Annotated in this window: 22 protein-coding genes; 10 read left to right on the forward strand and 12 right to left on the reverse strand. The window is 68.7% G+C overall.

Annotated features, from left to right (window positions below):
• Positions 1–27 precede the first annotated feature (27 nt).
• From G6048_RS01840 to G6048_RS01855, 4 genes are all read left to right on the forward strand, one after another.
• Positions 28–639 (forward strand): DUF998 domain-containing protein, encoded by a 612-nt coding sequence (locus tag G6048_RS01840; protein WP_165337632.1) that lies wholly within the window; start codon positions 28–30, stop codon positions 637–639.
• 203 nt (positions 640–842) lie between these two features.
• Positions 843–1,034 carry a hypothetical protein gene (locus G6048_RS01845; RefSeq protein WP_165337633.1) on the forward strand — a complete coding sequence of 64 codons (192 nt, stop codon included), beginning with the start codon at positions 843–845 and terminating at the stop codon, positions 1,032–1,034.
• Entirely contained in the window at positions 1,018–1,542 is a 525-nt protein-coding gene (locus G6048_RS01850) for a DUF6879 family protein (protein ID WP_165337634.1), read from the forward strand. Before G6048_RS01845 ends, G6048_RS01850 begins: the two co-directional genes overlap by 17 nt.
• Entirely contained in the window at positions 1,539–2,369 is an 831-nt protein-coding gene (locus G6048_RS01855; RefSeq protein ID WP_165337635.1) for a helix-turn-helix domain-containing protein, read from the forward strand. The genes G6048_RS01850 and G6048_RS01855 overlap by 4 nt, the downstream gene beginning before the upstream one ends.
• A gap of 301 nt (positions 2,370–2,670) precedes the next feature.
• On the opposite strand, the gene G6048_RS01860 is transcribed toward G6048_RS01855, so the two are convergent.
• On the reverse strand, positions 2,671–2,901 hold the full coding sequence (locus G6048_RS01860) for a hypothetical protein (protein ID WP_165337636.1): 231 nt from the start codon (positions 2,899–2,901) through the stop codon (positions 2,671–2,673).
• Positions 2,902–2,968: 67 nt separating this feature from the next.
• Between G6048_RS01860 and G6048_RS01865 the strand changes: the two genes are divergently transcribed.
• The 3 genes from G6048_RS01865 to G6048_RS01875 all read left to right on the forward strand — a co-directional run bounded on the left by G6048_RS01865 (position 2,969) and on the right by G6048_RS01875 (position 4,564).
• Positions 2,969–3,193: a DUF397 domain-containing protein gene (locus G6048_RS01865; protein ID WP_165337637.1), complete on the forward strand. Its 225-nt coding sequence runs from the start codon at positions 2,969–2,971 to the stop codon at positions 3,191–3,193.
• Between the two features lie 84 nt (positions 3,194–3,277).
• Positions 3,278–3,745, forward strand: a complete 468-nt coding sequence (locus tag G6048_RS01870; protein WP_165337638.1) for a hypothetical protein — start codon at positions 3,278–3,280, stop codon at positions 3,743–3,745.
• Positions 3,746–3,820: 75 nt separating this feature from the next.
• Entirely contained in the window at positions 3,821–4,564 is a 744-nt protein-coding gene (locus G6048_RS01875) for an SAVMC3_10250 family protein (protein ID WP_165337639.1), read from the forward strand.
• 100 nt (positions 4,565–4,664) lie between these two features.
• Here G6048_RS01875 and G6048_RS01880 read toward each other — a convergent pair whose 3' ends face one another.
• Positions 4,665–5,822, reverse strand: coding sequence for an acyl-CoA dehydrogenase family protein (locus G6048_RS01880; RefSeq protein WP_165337640.1), 1,158 nt, complete (start codon positions 5,820–5,822; stop codon positions 4,665–4,667).
• Positions 5,823–6,049: 227 nt separating this feature from the next.
• Here G6048_RS01880 and G6048_RS01885 point away from each other — a divergent pair, with 227 nt between their 5' ends.
• Positions 6,050–7,393: a UDP-glucose dehydrogenase family protein gene (locus G6048_RS01885; protein WP_165337641.1), complete on the forward strand. Its 1,344-nt coding sequence runs from the start codon at positions 6,050–6,052 to the stop codon at positions 7,391–7,393.
• Between the two features lie 165 nt (positions 7,394–7,558).
• Here the strand turns inward: G6048_RS01885 and G6048_RS01890 are convergent, their stop codons facing one another.
• A complete protein-coding gene (locus G6048_RS01890; protein ID WP_165337642.1) occupies positions 7,559–8,008 on the reverse strand; it encodes a GNAT family N-acetyltransferase in 450 nt (149 codons plus the stop codon).
• A gap of 221 nt (positions 8,009–8,229) precedes the next feature.
• Here G6048_RS01890 and G6048_RS01895 point away from each other — a divergent pair, with 221 nt between their 5' ends.
• The gene (locus tag G6048_RS01895) at positions 8,230–8,847 is read left to right on the forward strand and encodes a dihydrofolate reductase family protein (RefSeq protein WP_165337643.1); all 618 of its coding nucleotides are present in this window, start codon (positions 8,230–8,232) and stop codon (positions 8,845–8,847) included.
• Between the two features lie 4 nt (positions 8,848–8,851).
• Complete coding sequence (locus tag G6048_RS01900; protein WP_165337644.1) at positions 8,852–9,694, forward strand: alpha/beta fold hydrolase; 843 nt, start codon at positions 8,852–8,854, stop codon at positions 9,692–9,694.
• A 215-nt stretch (positions 9,695–9,909) separates the two neighbouring features.
• On the opposite strand, the gene G6048_RS01905 is transcribed toward G6048_RS01900, so the two are convergent.
• The 9 genes from G6048_RS01905 to G6048_RS01945 form a co-directional block, all read right to left on the reverse strand.
• Entirely contained in the window at positions 9,910–11,259 is a 1,350-nt protein-coding gene (locus tag G6048_RS01905; RefSeq protein ID WP_408056110.1) for an RNA polymerase sigma factor, read from the reverse strand.
• 65 nt (positions 11,260–11,324) lie between these two features.
• The gene (locus G6048_RS01910; RefSeq protein WP_165337645.1) at positions 11,325–11,912 is read right to left on the reverse strand and encodes a Uma2 family endonuclease; all 588 of its coding nucleotides are present in this window, start codon (positions 11,910–11,912) and stop codon (positions 11,325–11,327) included.
• 59 nt (positions 11,913–11,971) lie between these two features.
• Positions 11,972–12,817: a hypothetical protein gene (locus G6048_RS01915; RefSeq protein ID WP_165337646.1), complete on the reverse strand. Its 846-nt coding sequence runs from the start codon at positions 12,815–12,817 to the stop codon at positions 11,972–11,974.
• A 347-nt stretch (positions 12,818–13,164) separates the two neighbouring features.
• Positions 13,165–13,713: a YciI family protein gene (locus G6048_RS01920; protein WP_165337647.1), complete on the reverse strand. Its 549-nt coding sequence runs from the start codon at positions 13,711–13,713 to the stop codon at positions 13,165–13,167.
• Between the two features lie 38 nt (positions 13,714–13,751).
• Positions 13,752–14,873: an LCP family protein gene (locus G6048_RS01925; protein ID WP_165337648.1), complete on the reverse strand. Its 1,122-nt coding sequence runs from the start codon at positions 14,871–14,873 to the stop codon at positions 13,752–13,754.
• Positions 14,874–15,039: 166 nt separating this feature from the next.
• Positions 15,040–16,068 carry a LacI family DNA-binding transcriptional regulator gene (locus G6048_RS01930; protein ID WP_165337649.1) on the reverse strand — a complete coding sequence of 343 codons (1,029 nt, stop codon included), beginning with the start codon at positions 16,066–16,068 and terminating at the stop codon, positions 15,040–15,042.
• A gap of 131 nt (positions 16,069–16,199) precedes the next feature.
• The gene (locus tag G6048_RS01935) at positions 16,200–18,440 is read right to left on the reverse strand and encodes a beta-xylosidase/alpha-l-arabinosidase (RefSeq protein WP_165337650.1); all 2,241 of its coding nucleotides are present in this window, start codon (positions 18,438–18,440) and stop codon (positions 16,200–16,202) included.
• Positions 18,441–18,495: 55 nt separating this feature from the next.
• The gene (locus tag G6048_RS01940) at positions 18,496–19,260 is read right to left on the reverse strand and encodes a carbohydrate ABC transporter permease (RefSeq protein WP_235989423.1); all 765 of its coding nucleotides are present in this window, start codon (positions 19,258–19,260) and stop codon (positions 18,496–18,498) included.
• 158 nt (positions 19,261–19,418) lie between these two features.
• A complete protein-coding gene (locus G6048_RS01945; protein ID WP_165337651.1) occupies positions 19,419–20,435 on the reverse strand; it encodes a carbohydrate ABC transporter permease in 1,017 nt (338 codons plus the stop codon).
• Positions 20,436–20,443 lie beyond the last annotated feature (8 nt).

The raw sequence follows: 20,443 nt of genomic DNA on the forward strand, positions 1-20,443 counted from the left end.
CCCATAGTGTCAATCTAGGTTGGCACTATGGGGAATCAATTACTGCTGGCCTGCGGGGTACTTGCCGGTCCCCTCTTCACCGCCACGTATCTACTGGCAGGCGCCACACGGGCGGACTACAAGTCGCTGCGCCATCCCATCAGTTCGCTCACCCTCGGCCACGCGAGGTGGGCGCAGACGGTCAACTTCCTATGCACGGGCTTGCTGTCGCTGGCTTCCGCCGCAGGCCTGTGGCAGGTCGGACCTTCCCGCTGGGGCGCGCTACTGATCGGCGTATGGGGCATCGGCCTGCTGGGCGCGGGCACCTTCCGGACCGACCCCGTGCGCGGCTACCCTCCCGACACTCCCGATCAACTCCTGCGGCCCACCCGCGCCGGAACTCTGCACGACCTACTCTCCCTCATCGCCTTCCTGGCCCTTGTCGCGGCCTGCCTCGTACTCGCCTCACAAGGCTCACTGGGGTGGACCATCTACTCGATCACCAGCGCGGTGCTCTTCGCGGCGACCATGATCCTGGCCAACGCCGCGTTCAGCCATAGCCAACGCCTGGCCGGCGTCGGCGGACTGATCCAGCGCGTCTCCATCACGGTCGGCTGGACCTGGCTAGCCGTGCTCGCCGTACGGACTTTGCACGCCTGACAGCCCCTCGCCGTCGTCAGTGTCAGCACGCGAGCCTGCCAGAACAGGGCGCGGGGTGGTACGGGACAACTCTGAGACTCAGGGCGGATTGCACGGTTTCCTGTTCCGTCAACCGTGATCGCTTGACCTGCGTGGCCTGGCCTCGGCAGCATCAACTCTGATGCGGGGTAGGGGCAGCAGCACGGGAGAGGGGAACCCGGACCATGAAGGTCACCAAGCTGGTCAGCACGTGCGACATCAAGGATTGCCCGACGATCTATGCGACGGATCGCGGCACGCTCTTGGTCCAGGGGGAGACTCCGACCGACCACTGGCTGCAGATTCCCGCTCACGAGACCCTGGTCGAGATCCCGATGGAACTGATCCAGAAGGCCATCCGTGACAACCTCATCTAGGAATCTTGGCGATCTGTTCGACACGTTCCAGCGTGAGGCGTTCCGGCTCGAAACCCTCGACGACTACAGCAGGTCCGGGAACGTCGATGCCTATCACGCGTTCCTGGCCGGGGAGCCGCAGCCGGACGACTACAACGCGGGCTGGGTCGAAGAGCTCCGCACACACACCGGAAATGGGAAAAGGATCTACCGGGTTCACGTTCTGCGCCGCCCGCTTACGCACTACCTGAGGTTCGAACTCGGGTGGGGATACCAGAAGAACATGTCCGGAGGCGAGGAGTTCTTCATTCTCGACATCACCGACAGTCCCAACCCCCTGGAGAACGTTCCAGACTTCTGGCTCTTCGACTCCAACTCGGTAGCCGTGATGAACTACGACGGCACCGGAAAGTTCGCCGGCTCGGAAGTCCTGCTCTCAGCCCGAGCAGCGGAATTCACTCGGTACCGTGACACGGCACTCGCCCACGCGGAGCCGTTCCCCGATTGGTGGGCCAAGTACGGGGCGTGAACAGAGCACAGCTTGGGGCCGCGCTGCGGGCGCTTCGCCAGGCGTCCGGAAAGGAAGCCAAGGCAGTAGCCCGTAGCGCACTCATGTCTCCGTCCAAGCTGTCTAAGATCGAAAACGCGAAACTGGCGCCGAGCACAATGGACGTCGAGCGCATCCTCACAGCCATCGGTGTCTCGGACGAGGTCAAAGCGGAGTACACCGACGCCGCCCGCGCATCGGCGACAGAAGCGACAGCATGGCGGCTCCTGAAGCGCACCGGCGTCCACAAGGGCCAGCAAGCCGCCAAGGCCCTTGAGTCGCAGATGTCCATGCTGCGACTGTTCCAGCCCGCACTGGTGCCGGGATTGCTTCAGACGCCGGAGTACATCCGGGCTGTCCTCCAACGCCACAGCCTCAGCGAGGACTCTCTCTCCCGAACAATCAATGGCAGGCTTGAGCGTCAAGCGGTGCTCTACGACACCACCAAGTCGCTGCGATTCGTCATCACCGAACCGGTCCTACGGTGGCGCATTGTCCCGCCGCAGATGATGGCGGCACAACTCGACCGCATCGTTTCCATATCCCGCCTGTCTCATGTGGACATTCGAATAGTTCCATTGGGGATTCAGCAGCACGACATTGCGAATCATGCGTTCGTCATCCGCGACGAGCGAATGGTCACGGTCGAGACCGTCCACGCTGAGGTAGTCGTGACGGACCCCAGAGACGTATGTCTCTACGCAGAGAAATTCGGCGGTTTCGAACGGGCAGCGGTGTCCGGTGACACCATGCGGAACCTGGTCGAGGGCATCCGCGACGAATTCTTGCAGGAACAAGAAACAGGCTAGAACCGCATCCGTGGCCCACTCAAGATAGCGCCATGGAAAGCGAAGAGAGAACTTCCGATCCTGAAACCCGGACCACGGCAGGTACGTGCTTGTCGGAGCCGCACTATGAGCCGTCGCCCAATCCCGGTTGCTCTGTCTGCCTGTCCTTCGCGGTGGCCCGCGACAACGCCCGTTCCAGGATGGACTACAGCGCTGTATCCGACGCCAACGTAAGGATGCGCAGGCACCAGGCAGAGGCGCACTGATGGACATGCAGACGTAGCGGGACAGTCGCAGCCGGGCGGACAACGCCACCGACGCACTACGTGAAGCTCTGGCCGCACTCGGCATTCCTGAGCGTGTGCAGCGGCACCTGCGGCCGATGGTCACCCATCACGGCACTCCGCTCGTGCACATAGGCATGCTCCAGGCCGAGCACGTCGAGCAGATAGCGGAAGCCCTTCGTGTCGCGGCCGGGTCGCGGAATCTGACGGCCGCCTCCCAGAAAGCCGGGTCGTAACTCCGCACATCCGACGCCTGCCTCTTCTCCCATGAACTCCCGCCCTCGTGGCGGCGGCGGTCAGCCATGGCCGCGCTTAGTTGAGCAGGAAGGTGCAGCGATGCAGAACGGAATCGACCTGTACGCGCTCGACATCGAGCGGACCTCGTTCGTGAAGGCGTGCGGCGGCCCCTGCACCGAAGGGTGCGTGACCCTGGCCCGGATCGGTGACGGCTCCTGGGCCCTCGGTGACAGCAAGCGGCCGGACATCGAACCGCTGCGGTTCACCACGGAGGAACTGGACGCGGCGGGTATCGACCCGGCGCGGTTCGGCCTGTCGGTCTGATCCTCCCCCTCCAGTCGGGCCGGCCCCTCCATCGGGTCGGGCCCGACTGGTCCTTCGTCCCTTGACACCGAACGGGATCGACTGGTGCACCATCACGGGTATCTCTGGACCGGCCCGAAAGAGCGTTTCGACCACGAAGCCCTACGGCGGCCCCCGCACCCCGACCCACCTCCGGCCGGAAGCAAGCCGGAACTGATCCAGCGCTACCGCGAGGTGGCGGCGGAGTTCCCCACTTCGGATCTGCCGCCACTGGAAACGGCGTACTGGCTGATCAAGCCGCGCACCTTGGTTCGAGGTACCTGGGGAGACGCGAAGGAGGCAGCGGCATGGCTGGGGGAACAACTGGCCCAGTACGCACCCCGGTTCACCTCCGAGAAGGACCGCGACACCACCCACCTGGCGCTACGCGTCAACGATGCCAAAGAGCGGCTGGGTTGGGGCGGTGACGTGTCACTCGGCTTCTACCTCGACCGCCCCTCGTATCTGTCCCTGGCTGTGGTGACCTGCTCCCCAAATCGCGCGGCCCCTGAACTGACGTGCCCTCTCGGATAATTGAAGCAACGAGCGAACCGGCACCGGATGGCATCATGGGCGACGCAGTCGAGGGTGACGACACTGCGGGCAGAGTTGCGCGAGGTCATCTATCTGTCGGACGGGAAGCTGCGCCAGTTCCTTATGTCACCCCGTCGTGTTCCCAGGGCCAGTGCACTGCGTCTGACCACGCCGCTCGGCGGTGTCGATCTCGACGCCGCCACAGCCGATGACGCCCGCAGCCGCTTGCGGCACCTTCAGGAAGTGGACAACCACCTCGCGACCTTGGCGCGGTGGTTCGCCGAGCCGGATCTACGGCCTGGCCAGTGGGTCCAGTTCGAGGCACCGTTGCGCTGCGTGACACTCAGAGGCGAATACCGCCACCTCGCACTCTTTGCAGACCCAGGCCCTGGCGAAGACCCGGACCATGAGCGTGCGGCCAACTGCCGACTGTTGATGCATGGCTCGGTCCGCCATCTGGTGGGTTACATGCCCGTGCCCGTCGACGGACCACCACTTGAGGAGATCGATGGAGGAGGTGCGGACAGCGCTGGCACGGCGTTCATGACCAACGCCGGTCGTGTAGTGAGGGCACTGGCGGAACAGGACGGCCAAACAGCCATCGCCTCCCCAGAGGGCACATCCACCGACGGCAACGGCCTAGGCAGGAGCGGCGTACGGAAACTGCTCCACGCCATCGACTCGCGCACTCCGGCGGGGACCGCAGCGTGGATGCGTGGATACGCGCGGGTGACGGCCCTGCTGCCGGCCGAGGGCACGAATGCTCGATGCCTCGTCGCCAGCCCGCTCACCGTGGAATACGCACGTGAACTGTCCTGACCGGGTTGTCATTGACGACACCACCGGCCCCCGGACACGTACGTAGCCCTCCACCCGAGGTGGACGGAGGGCTACGGAATCGGAAAGTGAAGGGCGTGCCCTACGGCAGGTTGCGCGCCATCACGATCCGCTGGATCTGGTTGGTTCCCTCATACACCTGCGTGATCTTGGCGTCCCGCATCATCCGCTCCACCGGGTAGTCCCGGGTGTACCCGTACCCGCCCAGCAGCTGCACCGCATCGACGGTGACCTCCATCGCCACGTCCGAAGCGAAGCACTTCGCCGCCGCACCCTGGAACGTGAGGTCGGAGTCGCCCCGCTCGGACTTCGCCGCAGCCGCATACGTCAGCTGGCGCGCGGCCTCGATCTTCATGGCCATGTCGGCGAGCATGAACTGGATGCCCTGGAAGTCGGCGATCGCCTTGCCGAACTGCTTGCGCTCCTGGACGTAACCCTTGGCGTAGTCCAACGCCCCCTGGGCGATGCCCAGGGCCTGGGCGGCGATCGTGATGCGGGTGTGGTCCAGGGTCTTCATCGCCGTCGCGAAGCCCGTGCCCTCCTCGCCGATCATGCGGTCGGCGGGGATGCGGACGTTGTCGAGGTACACCTCGCGGGTCGGCGAGCCCTTGATGCCGAGCTTCTTCTCCGGCGCGCCAAAGGAGACGCCCTCGTCCGACTTCTCGACCACGAAGGCCGAGATGCCCTTCGAGCGCTTGGTGGGATCGGTCACGGCCATCACCGTGTAGTACTCGCTCACGCCCGCGTTCGTGATCCAGCGCTTCACGCCGTTGAGGACGTACGAGTCACCGTCCCGCACCGCCTTGGTCTTCATGCCCGCCGCGTCCGAGCCCGCGTCCGGCTCGGAGAGGCAGTACGAGAACATCCCGTCGCCGGCGGCCAGCGGGCCCAGGTACTTCTTCTTGAGGTCCTCCGAGCCAGAGAGGATCACGGGGAGCGAGCCGAGCTTGTTCACGGCCGGTATCAGGGAGGAGGAGGCGCAGACGCGGGCCACCTCCTCGATCACGATCACGGTGGCCAGCGCGTCCGCGCCCGCGCCGCCGTAGCTCTCCGGTACGTGGACGGCGTGCAGGTCGGAGGCGACCAGCGCGTCCAGGGCCTCCTGCGGGAAACGGGATTCCTCGTCGACCGCGGCGGCGTACGGCGCGATCTTCGCCTCCGCGAGGGCGCGGATCGTATCGCGGAGCATGTCGTGCTCCTCGGACGGGCGGTACAGGTCGAATTCAGCCGATCCGGCCAAGGTATCTCACGCTCCAAGGACGCTAATTACCGTTAAGTAACTCAAATTTTAGGGGCCCGCCCACGCTAGTGATACGTGAGCTTCGCGACAGCGGGACAGATAAAGAAGGGACAGACAAACAACCGGGAGCGACAGCGGGGCGTTGCCGGATGAGCCGCAAGCCGCCCCCCGCCCGCCCCCGACTATGCTCAGGCAGCGCATCTCATCCGCCACCTACTGGAGCACCCATGGCCCTGAAGATCACCGTGATCGGCACCGGCTATCTCGGCGCCACGCACGCCGCGGCCATGGCCGAGCTCGGCTTCGAGGTGCTCGGCCTCGATGTCGTGCCCGAGAAGATCGAGATGCTTCAGCGGGGCGAGGTTCCGATCTACGAACCCGGTCTGGAGGACTTGCTGCGCAAGCATGTCGCCGGGATCGAGGGGGCCAGCGGGCGGCTGCGCTTCACGATGGACTGGGCCGAGGTCGCGGAGTTCGGTGACGTCCACTTCGTGTGCGTGAACACACCGCAGAAGCATGGCGAGTACGCCTGTGACATGTCGTACGTCGACGCCGCCTTCACCTCGCTTGCCCCGCATCTGAAGGGCCCCGCCCTGGTCGTCGGCAAGTCCACCGTGCCCGTCGGCTCCGCGGACCGGCTCGCTCGTACGCTGGCCGGACTCGCGCCCGCCGGCGAGGACGCCGAACTCGCCTGGAACCCCGAGTTCCTGCGCGAGGGCCTCGCCGTCAAGGACACGCTGCACCCCGACCGGATCGTCGCCGGTGTGCGCAGCGAGCGCGCGGAGAAGCTGCTGCGTGAGGTGTACGCGACGCCGCTGGCCGAGGGCACGCCCTTCGTGGTGACGGACTTCCCGACCGCCGAGCTGGTGAAGACCTCGGCGAACTCCTTTCTCGCCACCAAGATCTCGTTCATCAATGCCATGGCCGAGATGTGCGAGGCCTCGGGCGGTGACGTCGCCAAGCTGGCGGAGGCGATCGGGTACGACGACCGGATCGGGAAGAAGTTCCTGCGCGCGGGAATCGGTTTCGGTGGCGGGTGTCTGCCGAAGGACATCCGGGCGTTCATGGCGCGGGCGGGCGAGCTGGGCGCCGACCAGGCGCTGACGTTTCTGCGAGAGATCGACTCCATCAACATGCGGCAGCGCGGGCAGATGGTCGAGCTGACGCGTCAGGCGCTGGGGGGCGGCTCGTTCCTCGGGAAGCGGGTGGCGGTGCTGGGAGCCACGTTCAAGCCGGACTCCGACGACGTACGGGATTCGCCGGCGCTGAATGTCGCCGGGCAGATCCATCTTCAGGGCGGGCAGGTCACGGTGTACGACCCGAAGGGGATGGAGAACGCGCGGCGGCTCTTCCCGACGCTCGGGTACGCCGATTCCGCCATCGAGGCCGTACGGGGCGCCGATGTCGTCCTGCACCTCACCGAGTGGCGTGAGTTCCGGGAACTGGATCCGGCGGTGCTGGGCGGGGCCGTATCGCGACGGCTTGTGCTGGACGGGCGCAACGCGCTGGACCCGGCGGTGTGGCGTGCGGCCGGCTGGACGTACCGGGCGATGGGGCGTCCGGCGGCTTGACCGCCCCCGCACGTCCGCCTGTTGGCCGGGCGGCAATCTGTGGCTGAACGCGCTGGTTGACCCCGCTGAGCATCACAGTTGGTTGTGACCTCGCTTCCGTGGCATGCCGGCCGGATGTTGTCGTGGGCGATGAGCATCTGGCGTAGCCATCACCGGCGTCGGCCTTCAGGAGGCCGCCAACGACTTGTGGAAGTACACGTCTTCGTGCCCGCCGGGGACGCCTGTGAGTCGACCGGTCTCGCGATAGCCCTGTGCGCGGTAGAAGCCGGGGGCCTGGAACGTGTAAGAGGAGACGATCGCGTCGATGCAGCCGCGCCGCGCGCCCTCCTCCTCGGCGGCCCTCAGGATCCTGGCGCCCCAGCCGGCGCGCCGCTGGTCCTCGCGCACCCACAGCATCTCGACGGCGCAGAGGGTGCCCCAGGTCCAGCCGGTGAGCCCGCCGACCAGTTCTCCGGCCGTGTCGGTCACCCGGACGGAGAGCTCGGTCGGCCGCCCGGCCCCGCTCTCGCCGGCGTTGAAGGCGGTGAGTTCGTCGTCAAGCCGCTGCTGCAGTTCGTCGTCCTGGGCGCCGACCTGCAGCGACGCAGCGAGCGTGGGGTGCTGTTCAGCGGTCATGCGACGGAGTATCACAGCGGCGTTGGGGCCTCGCCGAGTGCTTTCCGGCGTCATACGAGGAATCAGGCCACGGATGCTGCTTCGACAAACCGGGCTCCCTGTCGTCCAACTACTCACCGACCCGTGACGCGCACCACACCCGCCCGGCCGGCCACCACACTTCCGGCACACCCTTCATGCGTGAGCGATGAGTTTGGGCGGCGGATCGGGTCTGCCCTGGTATGACTCGCATCATCGCTGACATCTCGGTCTCTCTCGACGGTTTCGTCACCGGGCCCGATCCCGGCCCGGACAACGGTCTGGGCACCGGCGGTGAGGCCCTGCACACCTGGGCATTTTCCGACGACCACGACGACCGCCGGGTCCTGCGCGAGGCGACCGCCCGCTCGGGCGCCGTCGTCCTCGGCCGTCGGCTCTTCGACGTGGTCGACGGGCCGGGCGGCTGGGACGACAAGACCGGCTACGGCGCCGGCGAGGTCGGCAAGCCCGCGTTCGTCGTCGTGACGAGCTCGCCGCCGGAGTCGGTGCGGCTCACCGACCTGGACTGGACGTTCGTCACCACCGGTCTGCCCGACGCCGTCACCGCCGCGCGCGAGCGCGCCGAGGCGGCGTCGTCGGACAGCGGCAAGGACCTCGACGTCGTCCTCATGGGCGGCGGCGCCACGATCGGCTCGGCGCTCGAGGCCGGGCTGGTCGAGGTGCTGACGCTGCACCTCGCGCCCGTCGTGCTGGGTGCCGGGACGCCACTGTTCACCGGCGGAACGCCGCGCATGCTGGTGCAGCGGAGCGTGATCTCGACATCGACCGCGACGCACCTGACCTACGACGTCCAGAGGTGACCCGATGACCACCGTCAACGTCAATGAGATCGCCCTGGGCGTCGAGTCGTTCGGTGACGACGACGCGCCGCTCGTCCTGCTCGCGGGCGGGACCACGATGCTCTCCTGGCCCGACGCGCTGTGCGAGCGCCTCGCCGCCGGCGGGCGCCGCGTGGTGCGCTACGACCTGCGCGACAGCGGTGAGTCGACGACGGCGGACCCGGAGGCGCCCGCCTACACGCTGCGCGACCTCGCCGCCGACGCGGCGGCCCTTGCCGGCGCGCTCGGCGGCGGGCCCGCGCATCTCGCGGGGATCGGCGTCGGCGGGATGGTCGCCCAGGTGGCGGTGCTCGACCATCCGGGCGCGTTCTCGGCGCTCACCCTGGCCGGCACCCGCGCGGTTGCGCCCGGCCCGCCCGATGACGACCTCCCCGACCATGACCAGGCGACGATGAGCCGGCTGTTCGCGCATCCGATGCCCGACTGGACCGACCGCGAGGCGGTGGCGGAGTTCGCCGCCGCCGGCGCGGAGATCCTCGGCGACGACCCCGTCGCCGCGCGCGCGATCGCCGCGCGCATCTGGGACCGCACGCCCGGTACCGCAGCCCCGGTCCAGATGGCCAACCAGATGGGCATGGTGTTTTCCCGGCTCGACTGCACACCCCGCTGGCGCGAGCGCCTGCCCGAGATCGAGATCCCCACGCTCGTCGTCCACGGCCGACGCGACCGGTTCTTCCCCGTCGGCAACGGCGAGGCGATCGCGCGCGAAATCCCCGGGGCACGGCTGCTCGTCCTCGAGGGCGCCGCCACTGCGATCCCCGATGCGGCGGTCGGTGAGGTCGCCGAGGCGATGCTCACGCTCAGGTAGAGGACGGCGCGTGCCGCGCGGGCACGGCAACCGCACGGCAGCGAGCGTCGGAGGCTCGACCCGGCCGCGCGCCCGCGATCGGCGCCCGCGGAACTCCCGAAGGCGGTTCCGACAGCCGCGGTGGTTGGCGGCGGCCCAGCGTGGAGGCGGGCGCCGTCCTTCTGGCGCAGTCGTCACGGAAGCGCGGTCACAACCAACTGAAAAGCTCAGTCACACTATCCGCCGAGCTCAGAGCACTCCGCGGCCCGCGCCAGCAACAACCCCCGCTCCCGCTCATTGCGCGTAAGCGCCGCCGCCCGCTCGAACTCGGCCCGTGCCTCGGCCGTGCGGCCCACGCGGGCCAGCAGATCGCCGCGCACGCTCGGCAGCAAGTGGTAGTCGCGCAGGGCGGGTTCGGTGGTGAGGGCGTCGACGATGGTGAGGGCCGGTTCGGGGCCTTCGGCCATGGAGACGGCGACGGCGCGGTTCAGTTCGACGACGGGGGACGGGGTGCGGGCGGCGAGGAGGCCGTACAGCGTGGCGATGCGGCTCCAGTCGGTCTCCTCGTACGTGTAGGCGTGGGCATGGCAGGCGGCGATGGCGGCCTGGAGGACGTACGGGCCCGGACCGCCGCCGGTGGTGACCGACTCGGCGCGGGCGAGGGCGGCGAAACCTCGGCGGATCAGCATGCGGTTCCAGCGGGACCGGTTCTGGTCCTTGAGGAGCACCGGCTCGCCGGACGGCCCGGTACGCGCGGCCGAGCGTGACGCCTGAAGCTCCAACAGCGCGGCCAGACCGTGCACTTCGGGCTCCTTCGGCATCAATTCGGCGAGTACGCGGGCGAGTCGGAGCGCGTCCTCGCAGAGCGCCGGGCGCAGCCAGTCGTCGCCGGCGGTGGCCGCGTACCCCTCGTTGAAGATCAGGTAGATGACCTCCAGTACGGACCCGAGCCGGGCCTCGCGCTCCGGCCCGTACGGAACCTCGAAGGCGACCCCCTTCGTGGCGAGCGTCCGCTTGGCACGGACGATGCGCTGGGCGATGGTCGCCTCGGGGACGAGGTAGGCGCGGGCGATCTCGGGGGTGGTCAGGCCGCCGAGCAGGCGCAGGGTGAGGGCGATGCGGGCCTCGGCGGAGAGCACGGGGTGGCAGGCCGTGAAGACGAGCCGCAGCAGGTCGTCGTCGATGTCGTCGGGATCGGACGGTTCGTCGACGTGGCCGTGCGGCGCGGACGTCTCCAGGTCGCGGCCCATCTCCGCCAGCTTGCGCGCGTACCGTTCCCGCCGCCGTACGAGATCGATCGCCCGGTGCTTGGCCGTGGCCGTGAGCCAGGCCCCGGGGTTGTCCGGGACGCCGTCGCGCGGCCACTGCTCCAACGCGGCGACCAGCGCATCCTGCGCAAGCTCCTCGGCGATACCGACGTCCCGCACGATGCGGGCGACGCCGGCGATGATGCGGGGGGACTCGATGCGGAAGACGGTTTCGATGGTGCGCTGGGCGGCGGCTTCCGTGCCGTCAGTGCCGGCATCGGCGCTGACGCCGGCGGGGCCCGCGGGATCTGTCGGCTGGTCTGTCGACTCTGGTCTCACGCCACACCATCAGATCACCCGCGGGCCGTACGGCCAAGGCGCTCAGCCGTCGGGGAGGGCATTCATCAGTAGGCGAACTCCTTGAGCTCGTCGGTCTCCAGGGTGAAGCCGACAGGGTCCGGCAAGTCGATCGCGACGCCGAAGGCCCGGCTGGTGACCGAGTCGTACCTCCCCTTCTTCGGGTCCGGGTCCGCGTGCACGACAACGCTGTTCGCATCCCGGTCAACGAGAAGGTAGACGGGGATTCCCGCGGCCGCGTAGCCGTACGGCTTGTCGATGCGGTCGCGCTGGTTCGCGTCCCGGTCGCGGGAGGTGACCTCGACGGTCATCAGGACGCCGTCCGGCTCGGCCCACTCGTCCGTCCCGACGAAGTGCTTACGAGGAGCCAGTACCCCGTCCACCTTGGCCCGCCCCCTGCGGTATTGCTCGATCTTGAGTTCCCGCTCCGCGTACAGCGTGAGATCCGGACGATGCTGCATGCACACTTGCTGGAGCCACGCGATGATCTCGCTGTGGTTACCGTCCGGCACGGGCTTGACCACGACCTTTCCGTTGATGAACTCCAGTCGCACAAGCTCGGGTGCGTTCCGGGCAAGCTCTTCGAATTCCTCGACGAGCATCTGGGGCTGGTGATCGGCAGTGCTGGGGGTCATGGCGTCGCCTCCTCCCTCCCATCCTGCCCCGAGTTCGGGCGGACTGTGTTGCACGATCGTCATGCGCGTGATCCTTTCTCTGTACGTGTCCCTGTGCGCAGGGCGGCACGCAGCCGCTCCGCGTGGTCGTGAACCTGGTCGGCTCCGAGGCCGGGCCGCTCTCCCCAGCAGCCGCCGCACAGCCCGCCCCGCAGCCCGCCGGAGGGCCCCGGCTCGCCGCACGCCGTGCAGACCATCTCGTAACGCGGCTGCCTGGGCTGATGCTGCTCGGGCGGAAGCTTGGCGATGAGTCGGGCTCGTACGAAGCCGTAGGCGTGCTCGACCCGTTCGGGGAGCCCGGCGGACACCGCCTGCACGAGCTGCGCCTCCCCCGCCCCTCGCGTGAACCACTCGGCCGCCTGCTCCTCCAGCGCCCCGCACTCGGCGGCCGAGAGCGTCAGCCGGGCGTCGTTTCGGCCGAGCTGGGCGAGTGCGTCGTACGCGGCTGACGGCGCCGCCGGTGTCGGCTCGGTGACCGGTGCCTCTCCGGCGAGGAAGGAGTCCCACCAGGCGTCGTCGCGGGCGGTGCGCGAGAAGAACGTGTGCCACACCCAGCGCGGGCAGCCGTCGACGGTGACCGGACGGCGTACACGGCGCAAATGCCCTGCCGCAGAAAGGTTGTTGAGGGCGGTGCCGATGGCGCACTGGCCGTACGGGAGGTGCTTGGCCAGCGTCTTGATGGAGATGTCGGCCTCGTCGTCGAGCCGGTCCAGATACGTCGCGATGGAGGCCTCGCGAGCGGGCAGATGACCGAAGTCCCGTCCGGTACGGGGCTCTTGGTCGGGCGCCGACTTCTTTCCGTACCCCGGATTGGCCATGGGGTGGGCGGAGGGGCGCGGGGCAGCACTAAGCTGGGCGGTAGCCATGGATCGAAGGGCTCGTTTCGATTCGTTGGTCAGACCCCCGCGCGGTGCTCCAACACCCACGGGGGTCATTAGTTTCCGCGAACGCTACACGCTTGCCACACTCCGTCGCGACTCGATCGCAAAAAGTCATCTCCCCTGGCCCGAGCGGCTCTTGGGCCCTCCGCATACAGCCACAGGGGAGGGAGGGCGGGTTCAACCAACCCACCCATTCCTTGCAAAAGAGTCTCGAATCCCGACTCCCGAAGCTCAAGCGGCGACGCGCCCGCCGAACTCCGTCCACGCGGAGGCGGTGATGGTCAACTCGTGGGCGTCATCGATCGAGTTGAGCTTCGAGCCTCGAGTGCTCGCTACCTCCGCCCGCCGAACTCCCAGTCGTGCACCTCGATATCGGCGTACCGATCCGCGGTCAGTACGGCCCGTGCCGTGTCCGAGTCCGGGGCGCGGACCAGTACTGCCGTGCCCAGCCAGGTGGCGTCGTCGTCGGACAGCAGGGGCCCGTACGCGATCAACTCGTTCTGGTCGGGCGGGAGTACGAGGTCGGCGGCCTCGCCCGAGCCGAGGCCGAGCACCAGGTAGCGATTGCCGCCCTCCCGGCCGCCGGGGAAGTCCCACATCGTGCGGCCCAGCAGGTTGCGCCACCGGCGCAGCAGTACGTCCCGGTACGCGCCCGCCTGGTAGTTGGGCTCGTCGAAGGCGAACGCGCGGGCGGCGGCGGGATTCGGGAGGTCGACTATGTGCACGCTGCCGGTGGGCGTTTCGCCGTCGGTGGCGAAGGTCGGGCCGCGGGCGATCAGCTGGGGCGCGTAGCCGTCCATGTAGGACCAGTGGGCTTCCTGCAGCTCGTTGCGCAGCTTGAGGGAGTCGGGCCGATCACGGTGGTAGCAGAAGAACTCCATGGCCACAGACTCTCAGGGTCGCGCCTGCCAGGAGCACCTCATCTCAGCGACTCCCACAGTCGCGTCGCCTCCGGCTCGTCCGCGATCACCCGGTTGCGGTCGAAGGGGGCCGGGAGTACCGGCATCGTCACCGTTCTGGTGTCGGCCGAGGAGAGACCCTGAAGGCTGCGGCCCAGGCTCATCAGCTCGGTCAGGGAGTCGAGGCCCGTGTCCGTGGTGAGGCTGCCGGTCAAGGTGTCGGCGACGTTGTAGAGCTTGGCCGGGTTGGTGAGGAGGTCGGTGGCGGAGACCTGGTCCAACAGGGCCTTGACCAGGGTTTGCTGGAGGCCTATGCGGCCGAGGTCGCTGCCGTCGCCTATGCCGTGGCGGGTGCGGGCGAGGGCGAGGGCCTGCTCGCCGTCGAGGTGGTGGGTGCCCGCCTCCAGTTCGAGATGGCTGTCCTCGTCGGAGATGTCCTCGTCCGTCGTCACCGTGACGCCGCCCAGCGCGTCCACCAGGTCCGCGAAACCGGCGAAGTCGATCTCTATGTAGTGGTCCATGCGGACGTTCGTCATGGACTCGACCGTCTTGACCGCGCAGACCGGACCGCCCACGGAGTAGGCGCTGTTGAACATCGCGTTGTACGCCACCGAGGTCGAACCGCCCGACTCCCGCGGGCAGGCCGGGCGCGTGACGAGCGTGTCGCGCGGGATGCTCACGATCGTCGCGCCCGTACGGCCCTCGTCGATGTGCACGACCATCGCCGTGTCGGAACGGGCACCGTCGCCTTCGCCGCCCCCGCCGAGCGTGGCGTTGCGTTCGCCGCTGCGCGAGTCCGAGCCGAGGACCAGGATGTTCAGGGCGCCGCTCGGTAGCGGGGAGGCGGCGCCGTCCGGTGTCACCATGGCGCGCGCCGGGCGGTCGTCGCCGAGCGCGCTGTTGATGTCGACGCTGTCGATGTTGCGGTTCAGGTGCCAGTACGCCCAGGCCGCGCCGGCGAGCGAGGCGACGAGCACGCAACCGAGCGCGATGCCGGCGGCCTTGAGCAGCCGTGAGCGCCTGCCGGTACGGCGGTCGACGACATCGCCGGGGCCGCCTCCGCGCCCGCCGCCGTCGTCGTTCCCGTCCTCGTTCCCGCCGCCGTTCCCAGCGTCGGTCCCGCCTTCGCCGTCTCCGCTCACAGAGAGGAACGTAAGTCCGAATTGTTACGGCCAGAAACCCCTAACCGGTTTTACTGAGGAAACTCTCATTTTTCGGTGGTTTTCTCCCAGACTTTCGAAAGTTTCGCAACGTCCCAGGCAGTGCGCCCGGTCAGTACGTCCCGGTCAGTACGCCCCGCTCAGCCGGCTACACCGAAGGCGCCCCCGTGCTGCTCCGCACCACCAGACTCGTCGCCAGTTCCACCCGCGTCGCCGTCGTCGGCGGCTCCCCGCGTCCGAGGTCGAGGACGAGCCGGGCCGCCGCCTCGGCCATCTCCGTGAGGGGCTGGCGCACGGTGGTCAACGGCGGGCCCACCCAGCGGGCCACCGGCAGGTCGTCGAAGCCGACGATGCTGAGGTCCTCGGGCACGCGAAGCCCCAGCTCACGGGCTGCCTCGTACATCCCGAGGGCCTGGAGGTCGTTGCCCGCGAAGACGGCCGTCGGGCGGTCGGGCAGCTTCAGCAGTTCGAGCCCGCGGCGGTAGCCGGCCTCGTGGTGGAAGTCGCCGGTCCGGATCAGCGAGGGGTCGACGGGCAACCCGGCCGTGTCCAGCGCGGCCCGGTAGCCGTCGAGCCGCGCCCGGCTGCACATCATCCGCGAGGGCCCGCTGATCACGCCGATCCGCCGGTGGCCGAGGTCCACGAGATGGCGGGTCGCGGCAAGCCCGCCCTGCCAGTTGGTGGCGCCGACGGACGGCACGTCGTCACCGGGGTCGCCGGCCGGGTCCATCACCACGAACGGGATGGAGCGGCTGGTCAGCAGCGCCCGCTGGGACTCGTCGAGCCCGCTCAGCACGAGGACGACACCGTGCGGGCGGCGGGCCGCGACCTGGTCGGCCCAGGTACGTCCCGGGGTGAGGCGGCCCGCGCTCTCGGAGAGCACCACGCTCAGCCCCTCGTCCCGCGCGATGTTCTCGACGCCCCGGATGACCTCCATCGCCCAAGCGCTCTCCAGCTCATGGAAGACCAGGTCGATCAAGGGCGAACGGGACGCCTCGGCCCGGCGCCGCCGATAGCCGTGGTGGCGCAGCAGCTCCTCGACGCGGGTGCGGGTCGCGGGGGCCACATCGGCACGGCCGTTGAGCACCTTCGAAACAGTCGGAGCCGAGACTCCCGCATCGCGGGCGATCTCGGCGAGCGTCGCGGACCGGGCCACGGCGGGATTCGGGTGAGTCATGGGCGCGATCGTATCCCTGCTCACCCTGTTGACGAAGCCCCTTGACGGCTACACATTCCCGTAATATTCGAAACGGAATTCGCAACATTCGGATGCCTTCGGATGAGGCAACGAGGCACAGCCCGGCCCTCTCACTTCACCCGCACTTCGCACCGCATGCGCCGCTCCCTGCCCACGACCCGCTCCGGCCCGGTCAGCGTGACCGGCACCGTATACCGCGCGCCTCCCTCGGCGCAGGACGCGGCCAACCGCAGCTCCAGCGCTCCGGGTTCCACGATCCGGTTGCCGTCCGGCCCCGTGTACGCGGCCAGGTCCGCCGGAAACGTGAAGTGGACCTCCGTCGACTCCCCCGCCTCCAGCGGCACCCGCGCATAGCCCACCAGTCGGGCCACCGGGCGGGCCACTTTGCCGACCGGGTCGTGGAGATAGAGCTGGACGACCTCCGCGCCGGGCCGCTTGCCGGTGTTGCGCACCGTCAGACGCAGCGTGGTCTCGCCGTCCGTCGGGAACTCGTCGGCGTCGACCGCCGGTTCCTGCCAGTCGTACGTCGTGTAGGACAGCCCGTGTCCGAACGGGAACAGCGGCGTGGGGTCCAGGCTGCTGGCTTCTCCGCGTTGTCCGAGCTGCGGGGCGAGGTACGTCCAGGGCTGGCCGGCGGGGTCACGCGGCACGCTCACGGGGAGCCTCCCGGACGGGTTGACCCGACCCGACAGTACGCCCGCCACCGCGGGCCCTCCCTCCTCGCCCGGGAAGAAGGCCTGAACCACCGCGGCGCACCGGTCCGCCCAGCGTCCGAGTGCATAGGGGCGGCCCGAGAGCACGACCAGGACGACCGGCGTTTCGGATGCCAGCGCCTTGTCCAGCAACGCGCCCTGTCCGTCGGGAAGTTCGAGGTCCGCCGCGTCGCAGCCCTCGCCCGACGTGCCGCGCCCGAACAGCCCCGACCGGTCGCCGACCGCGACCACGCACAGCTCGGCGGCCGCGGGATCGTCCACGAACTCCACGTCCGGCAGCTCCGCGCGCAGCGCTTCGAGCAGCGTCGGCACGGCGACCCCCATCGGAACCTCGGGGTGGTCGAGGAGGACGTGGCGGGGGAACGTGTAGCAGCCGAGCATGGCCGCCGGGTCGTCGGCGAGCGGGCCGAGGACCGCGATTCGCCGCGCTTCGGGGGCCTGCCGGGGCACTAGCGGCAGCGTGCCGTCGTTGGACAGCAGGACGACCGACTCCTCCGCCAACCGCCGTGCCAGTACCCGCATGTGGGGTGGATCGAGATCGACCGGAGCGGATGGTGCCGCGGGCGTCGCCCAGTCGGGATCCAGCAGCCCCAGCTCGCACTTCTGCGTCAGAACGCGCAGCACCGCCCGGTCCACCAGTTCCTCGTCGAGGGGTCCCGCTCCCATGCAGCGAACCGCCGGCAGTTCCACGTCCACTCCCGCCGCGAGCGCGAGCGCCGCCGCTCCCGCCGGGGAGTCCACGAGTTGGTGCGCCGTCTCCAGGAAGGACACGCCGAAGTAGTCGGCGACGACGGTTCCCGTGAACTGCCAGTCGTCCCGGAGGAGTTCGGTGAGCAGCTGACGGTGCGCGTGCGCGGGCACCCCGTCGATGTCGTTGTACGCCGCCATCACCGACCGTGCGCCGCCGTCCCGTAGGGCCATTTCGAACGGCGGCAGGATGACGTCCGCCAGTTCGCGCGGGCCGATCGACGCGGGCGCGTGGTTGCGGGCGCCGCGCGAGGCGGAGTACCCGGCGAAGTGCTTGAGCGTGGCGACGATGCCCGCCTCTTCAAGGCCCTGTACGTACGAGGTGCCGACGGTCGCTACGAGGTAGGGGTCCTCGCTGATCGACTCCTCTGTGCGGCCCCAGCGCGGATCCCGTACGACGTCGAGAACGGGAGCCAGCCCCTGGTGGATGCCGACCGACTTCATCGAGGCCCCGATCGCCGACGCCATCTCCTTCACCAGGGCCGGGTCGAAGCTCGCGCCCCAGGCGAGCGGTGTGGGAAAGATCGTGGCCTGCCAGGCCGTGAATCCGGTGAGGCACTCTTCGTGCGCGAGGGCGGGCAGCCGGAAGCGGTTCGCGCCGCGGACGCGTTCCTGGAGGGAGGCCAGCCGGGCGACGCCCTCGGCCGGTTCGACCGGTGACGTGCCGAAGGGGCGGGTCAGCTGGCCGAGGCCGTGTGGAAGCAGCTCGGTGAGGTCCACGTCCTCGGACAGGGCGTGCTGCAGCGGCGCCATGTCCCCGCCCGGGGTCTCGTTCGAGCCGGGCCAGACGCCGTAGAGCTGCGCGATCTTCTCCTGCGGGGTCATGCGGGCGAGCAGATCGGCGGCGCGGACGCCTGCGGGCAGAGCGGGGTCCTGCCAAGGGTGGATCATGTAACTCCTCACATCCGTAAGGGGATCAAGGGGATTTCGTCCGCCGGGGTTCGGGTCAGCCCTTGGTCGCGCCGAGCGTGATGCCGCCGATCAGCTGGCGTTCGGCGACCGCGTAGAAGGCCAGGGCGGGTGCCATGGCGAGGACCAGGTACGCGAAGATGCGGGCCACATCGGAGGCGTACTGACCCTGGAACTGCTGGATGCCGACCGGGATCGTCCACCACGTGGGTTCGCTGAAGACGAGCAGCGGGAGCAGGAAGTTGTTCCAGCTCCCCACGATGGCGAGGACCGAGACCGTGCCGAGCGCCGGGCGTGCCAGCGGCAGCAGGATGCGCCAGAAGAAACCGAAGGAGGAGCAGCCGTCGATCGTCGCGGCCTCCTCCAGTTCCCCCGGTATCTCCCGGAAGAAGCCGCGCAGGATGACGATCGTGATGGGCAGGCCGAAGGCCGCCTGGGGCAGGATCACGCCCCACGGGTTGTCGAGGAGCCCGAAGGAGCGCAGCAGGACGAACAGCGGCAGGATCGCCACCGCGAAGGGGAACATCAGCCCCATCGTGAACAGGGTGAACAGCAACTCCCGTCCCCGGAAGGCGAACCGGGCCAGCGCGTACGCGGCGAGCGCCGCCGCCCCCACCGTCAGCACGGCGGTGGCCAGAGCGATCACGGTGCTGCTGCCGACGGCCCGCCAGAACGGGCCCGACCCGAGCAGCGACGTGTAGTTCGAGGTCACCCACGGGTCCGGCAGGCCGAAGGCGTTGCTGGAGAGCTGCTCGGTCGATTTGAAGCCGGAGACGAGGGCGTACAGGAGCGGAGTGACCATGAACACTCCGACCAGCCACAGGATCGCGTACACGGGGAGGGCGCGGAGCCTTCGGCGGCGTACGACGCTCTTGGGGACGTTCCTCTTCGGCGCGCTCGCCTTCGGCGCGTTCGTCTTCGGCGCGTTCGTCTTCTGCATGTCCGTCTTCGCAACCGCGCTCATCGGTTACCTCGCATGGTGGTGATGGCTCCTTCGGTGTCGCGGCGCAGCACGAAGCGCTGGTAGGCGAGGGCGAAGACGAGGCTGATCAGGAACATCGCCACGCTGATGGCGCTGGCGTAGCCCATCTGGTAGCGCTTGAAGCCGTACTGGAAGAGGCTGATGACCATGGTCTCTGAGGCGTGGTCGGGACCACCCGCCGTGATCACCCACACCAGGTCGAAGAGCTGGATGGCACCGATCACGGCCAGGAAGACGCTGATCCGCAGCGTCGGCGCGAGCAGCGGCAGCGTGATGTGACGGAAGCGCTGCCAGGTGCTCGCCCCGTCGATGCGTGCCGCCTCGTGCAGCTCGGCCGGGATGCCCTGCAGACCCGCCAGGTAGAGCATCATGTGGAAGCCGAAGTACTTCCACGTCATGACGAGGAACAGCGTGGGCAGCACGGTGTCCTGGCCCGCGAACCAGTCCCCGCCCAGACCGGCGAGCCCGACCGCGTCGAGGACCCTGTCGGCAAGCCCCTCGTCCGGCGCGAAGATCATGCTGAACAGCACGCCGGTGATGACCTCGGACAGGATGTACGGCGCGAAGAACAGCATCCGGTAGACAGCTCGGCCGCGCAGCCTCTGGTTGAGCAGCACGGCCATGGCGAGCGCGAACGGCAGCTGGAGGACGATGGAGAACGCGATGAGCAGGAATCCGCGCCACAGGTCGCCCAGGAAGACCGGGTCGTCGAAGAGCCGGGTGTAGTTGTCGAACCCCACGCTGTCCGTGGGCGTATCGAATCCGCCCCAGTTGAAGAAGCTGATGTAGAACGCGTAGCCCATCGGCACAAGGACGAGCAGGCCGAACAGGACGAGGGCCGGGACGGTGAAGACGAAGGCCGAGAACCAGGCGCGCAGGCGGTGCAGGGCGGACGGCCGGATCTTCGGTACGGGTGACTCGGGCGCCGCGCCAGGGGATCTACCGAGCCCTGGCGCGTACGTCGATGTCGATGCGGTCGAGGTCGGGTGAGTCATCGACGGCC

The organism is Streptomyces ureilyticus, assembly GCF_011045025.1.
GTDB lineage: Bacteria > Actinomycetota > Actinomycetes > Streptomycetales > Streptomycetaceae > Streptomyces > Streptomyces ureilyticus.

What these genes read in the sequence shown, in the direction of transcription:
- G6048_RS01895 (WP_165337643.1), top strand. Translation starts at nt 8,230, where the DNA reads ATGACTCGCATCATCGCTGACATCTCGGTCTCTCTCGACGGTTTCGTC.
- G6048_RS01935 (WP_165337650.1), bottom strand. Translation starts at nt 18,440, where the DNA reads ATGATCCACCCTTGGCAGGACCCCGCTCTGCCCGCAGGCGTCCGCGCC.
- G6048_RS01915 (WP_165337646.1), bottom strand. Translation starts at nt 12,817, where the DNA reads ATGGCTACCGCCCAGCTTAGTGCTGCCCCGCGCCCCTCCGCCCACCCC.
- G6048_RS01910 (WP_165337645.1), bottom strand. Translation starts at nt 11,912, where the DNA reads ATGACCCCCAGCACTGCCGATCACCAGCCCCAGATGCTCGTCGAGGAA.
- G6048_RS01860 (WP_165337636.1), bottom strand. Translation starts at nt 2,901, where the DNA reads ATGGGAGAAGAGGCAGGCGTCGGATGTGCGGAGTTACGACCCGGCTTT.
- G6048_RS01865 (WP_165337637.1), top strand. Translation starts at nt 2,969, where the DNA reads ATGCAGAACGGAATCGACCTGTACGCGCTCGACATCGAGCGGACCTCG.
- G6048_RS01840 (WP_165337632.1), top strand. Translation starts at nt 28, where the DNA reads ATGGGGAATCAATTACTGCTGGCCTGCGGGGTACTTGCCGGTCCCCTC.
- G6048_RS01930 (WP_165337649.1), bottom strand. Translation starts at nt 16,068, where the DNA reads ATGACTCACCCGAATCCCGCCGTGGCCCGGTCCGCGACGCTCGCCGAG.
- G6048_RS01885 (WP_165337641.1), top strand. Translation starts at nt 6,050, where the DNA reads ATGGCCCTGAAGATCACCGTGATCGGCACCGGCTATCTCGGCGCCACG.
- G6048_RS01900 (WP_165337644.1), top strand. Translation starts at nt 8,852, where the DNA reads ATGACCACCGTCAACGTCAATGAGATCGCCCTGGGCGTCGAGTCGTTC.
- G6048_RS01890 (WP_165337642.1), bottom strand. Translation starts at nt 8,008, where the DNA reads ATGACCGCTGAACAGCACCCCACGCTCGCTGCGTCGCTGCAGGTCGGC.
- G6048_RS01945 (WP_165337651.1), bottom strand. Translation starts at nt 20,435, where the DNA reads ATGACTCACCCGACCTCGACCGCATCGACATCGACGTACGCGCCAGGG.
- G6048_RS01845 (WP_165337633.1), top strand. Translation starts at nt 843, where the DNA reads ATGAAGGTCACCAAGCTGGTCAGCACGTGCGACATCAAGGATTGCCCG.
- G6048_RS01940 (WP_235989423.1), bottom strand. Translation starts at nt 19,260, where the DNA reads ATGGTCACTCCGCTCCTGTACGCCCTCGTCTCCGGCTTCAAATCGACC.
- G6048_RS01920 (WP_165337647.1), bottom strand. Translation starts at nt 13,713, where the DNA reads ATGGAGTTCTTCTGCTACCACCGTGATCGGCCCGACTCCCTCAAGCTG.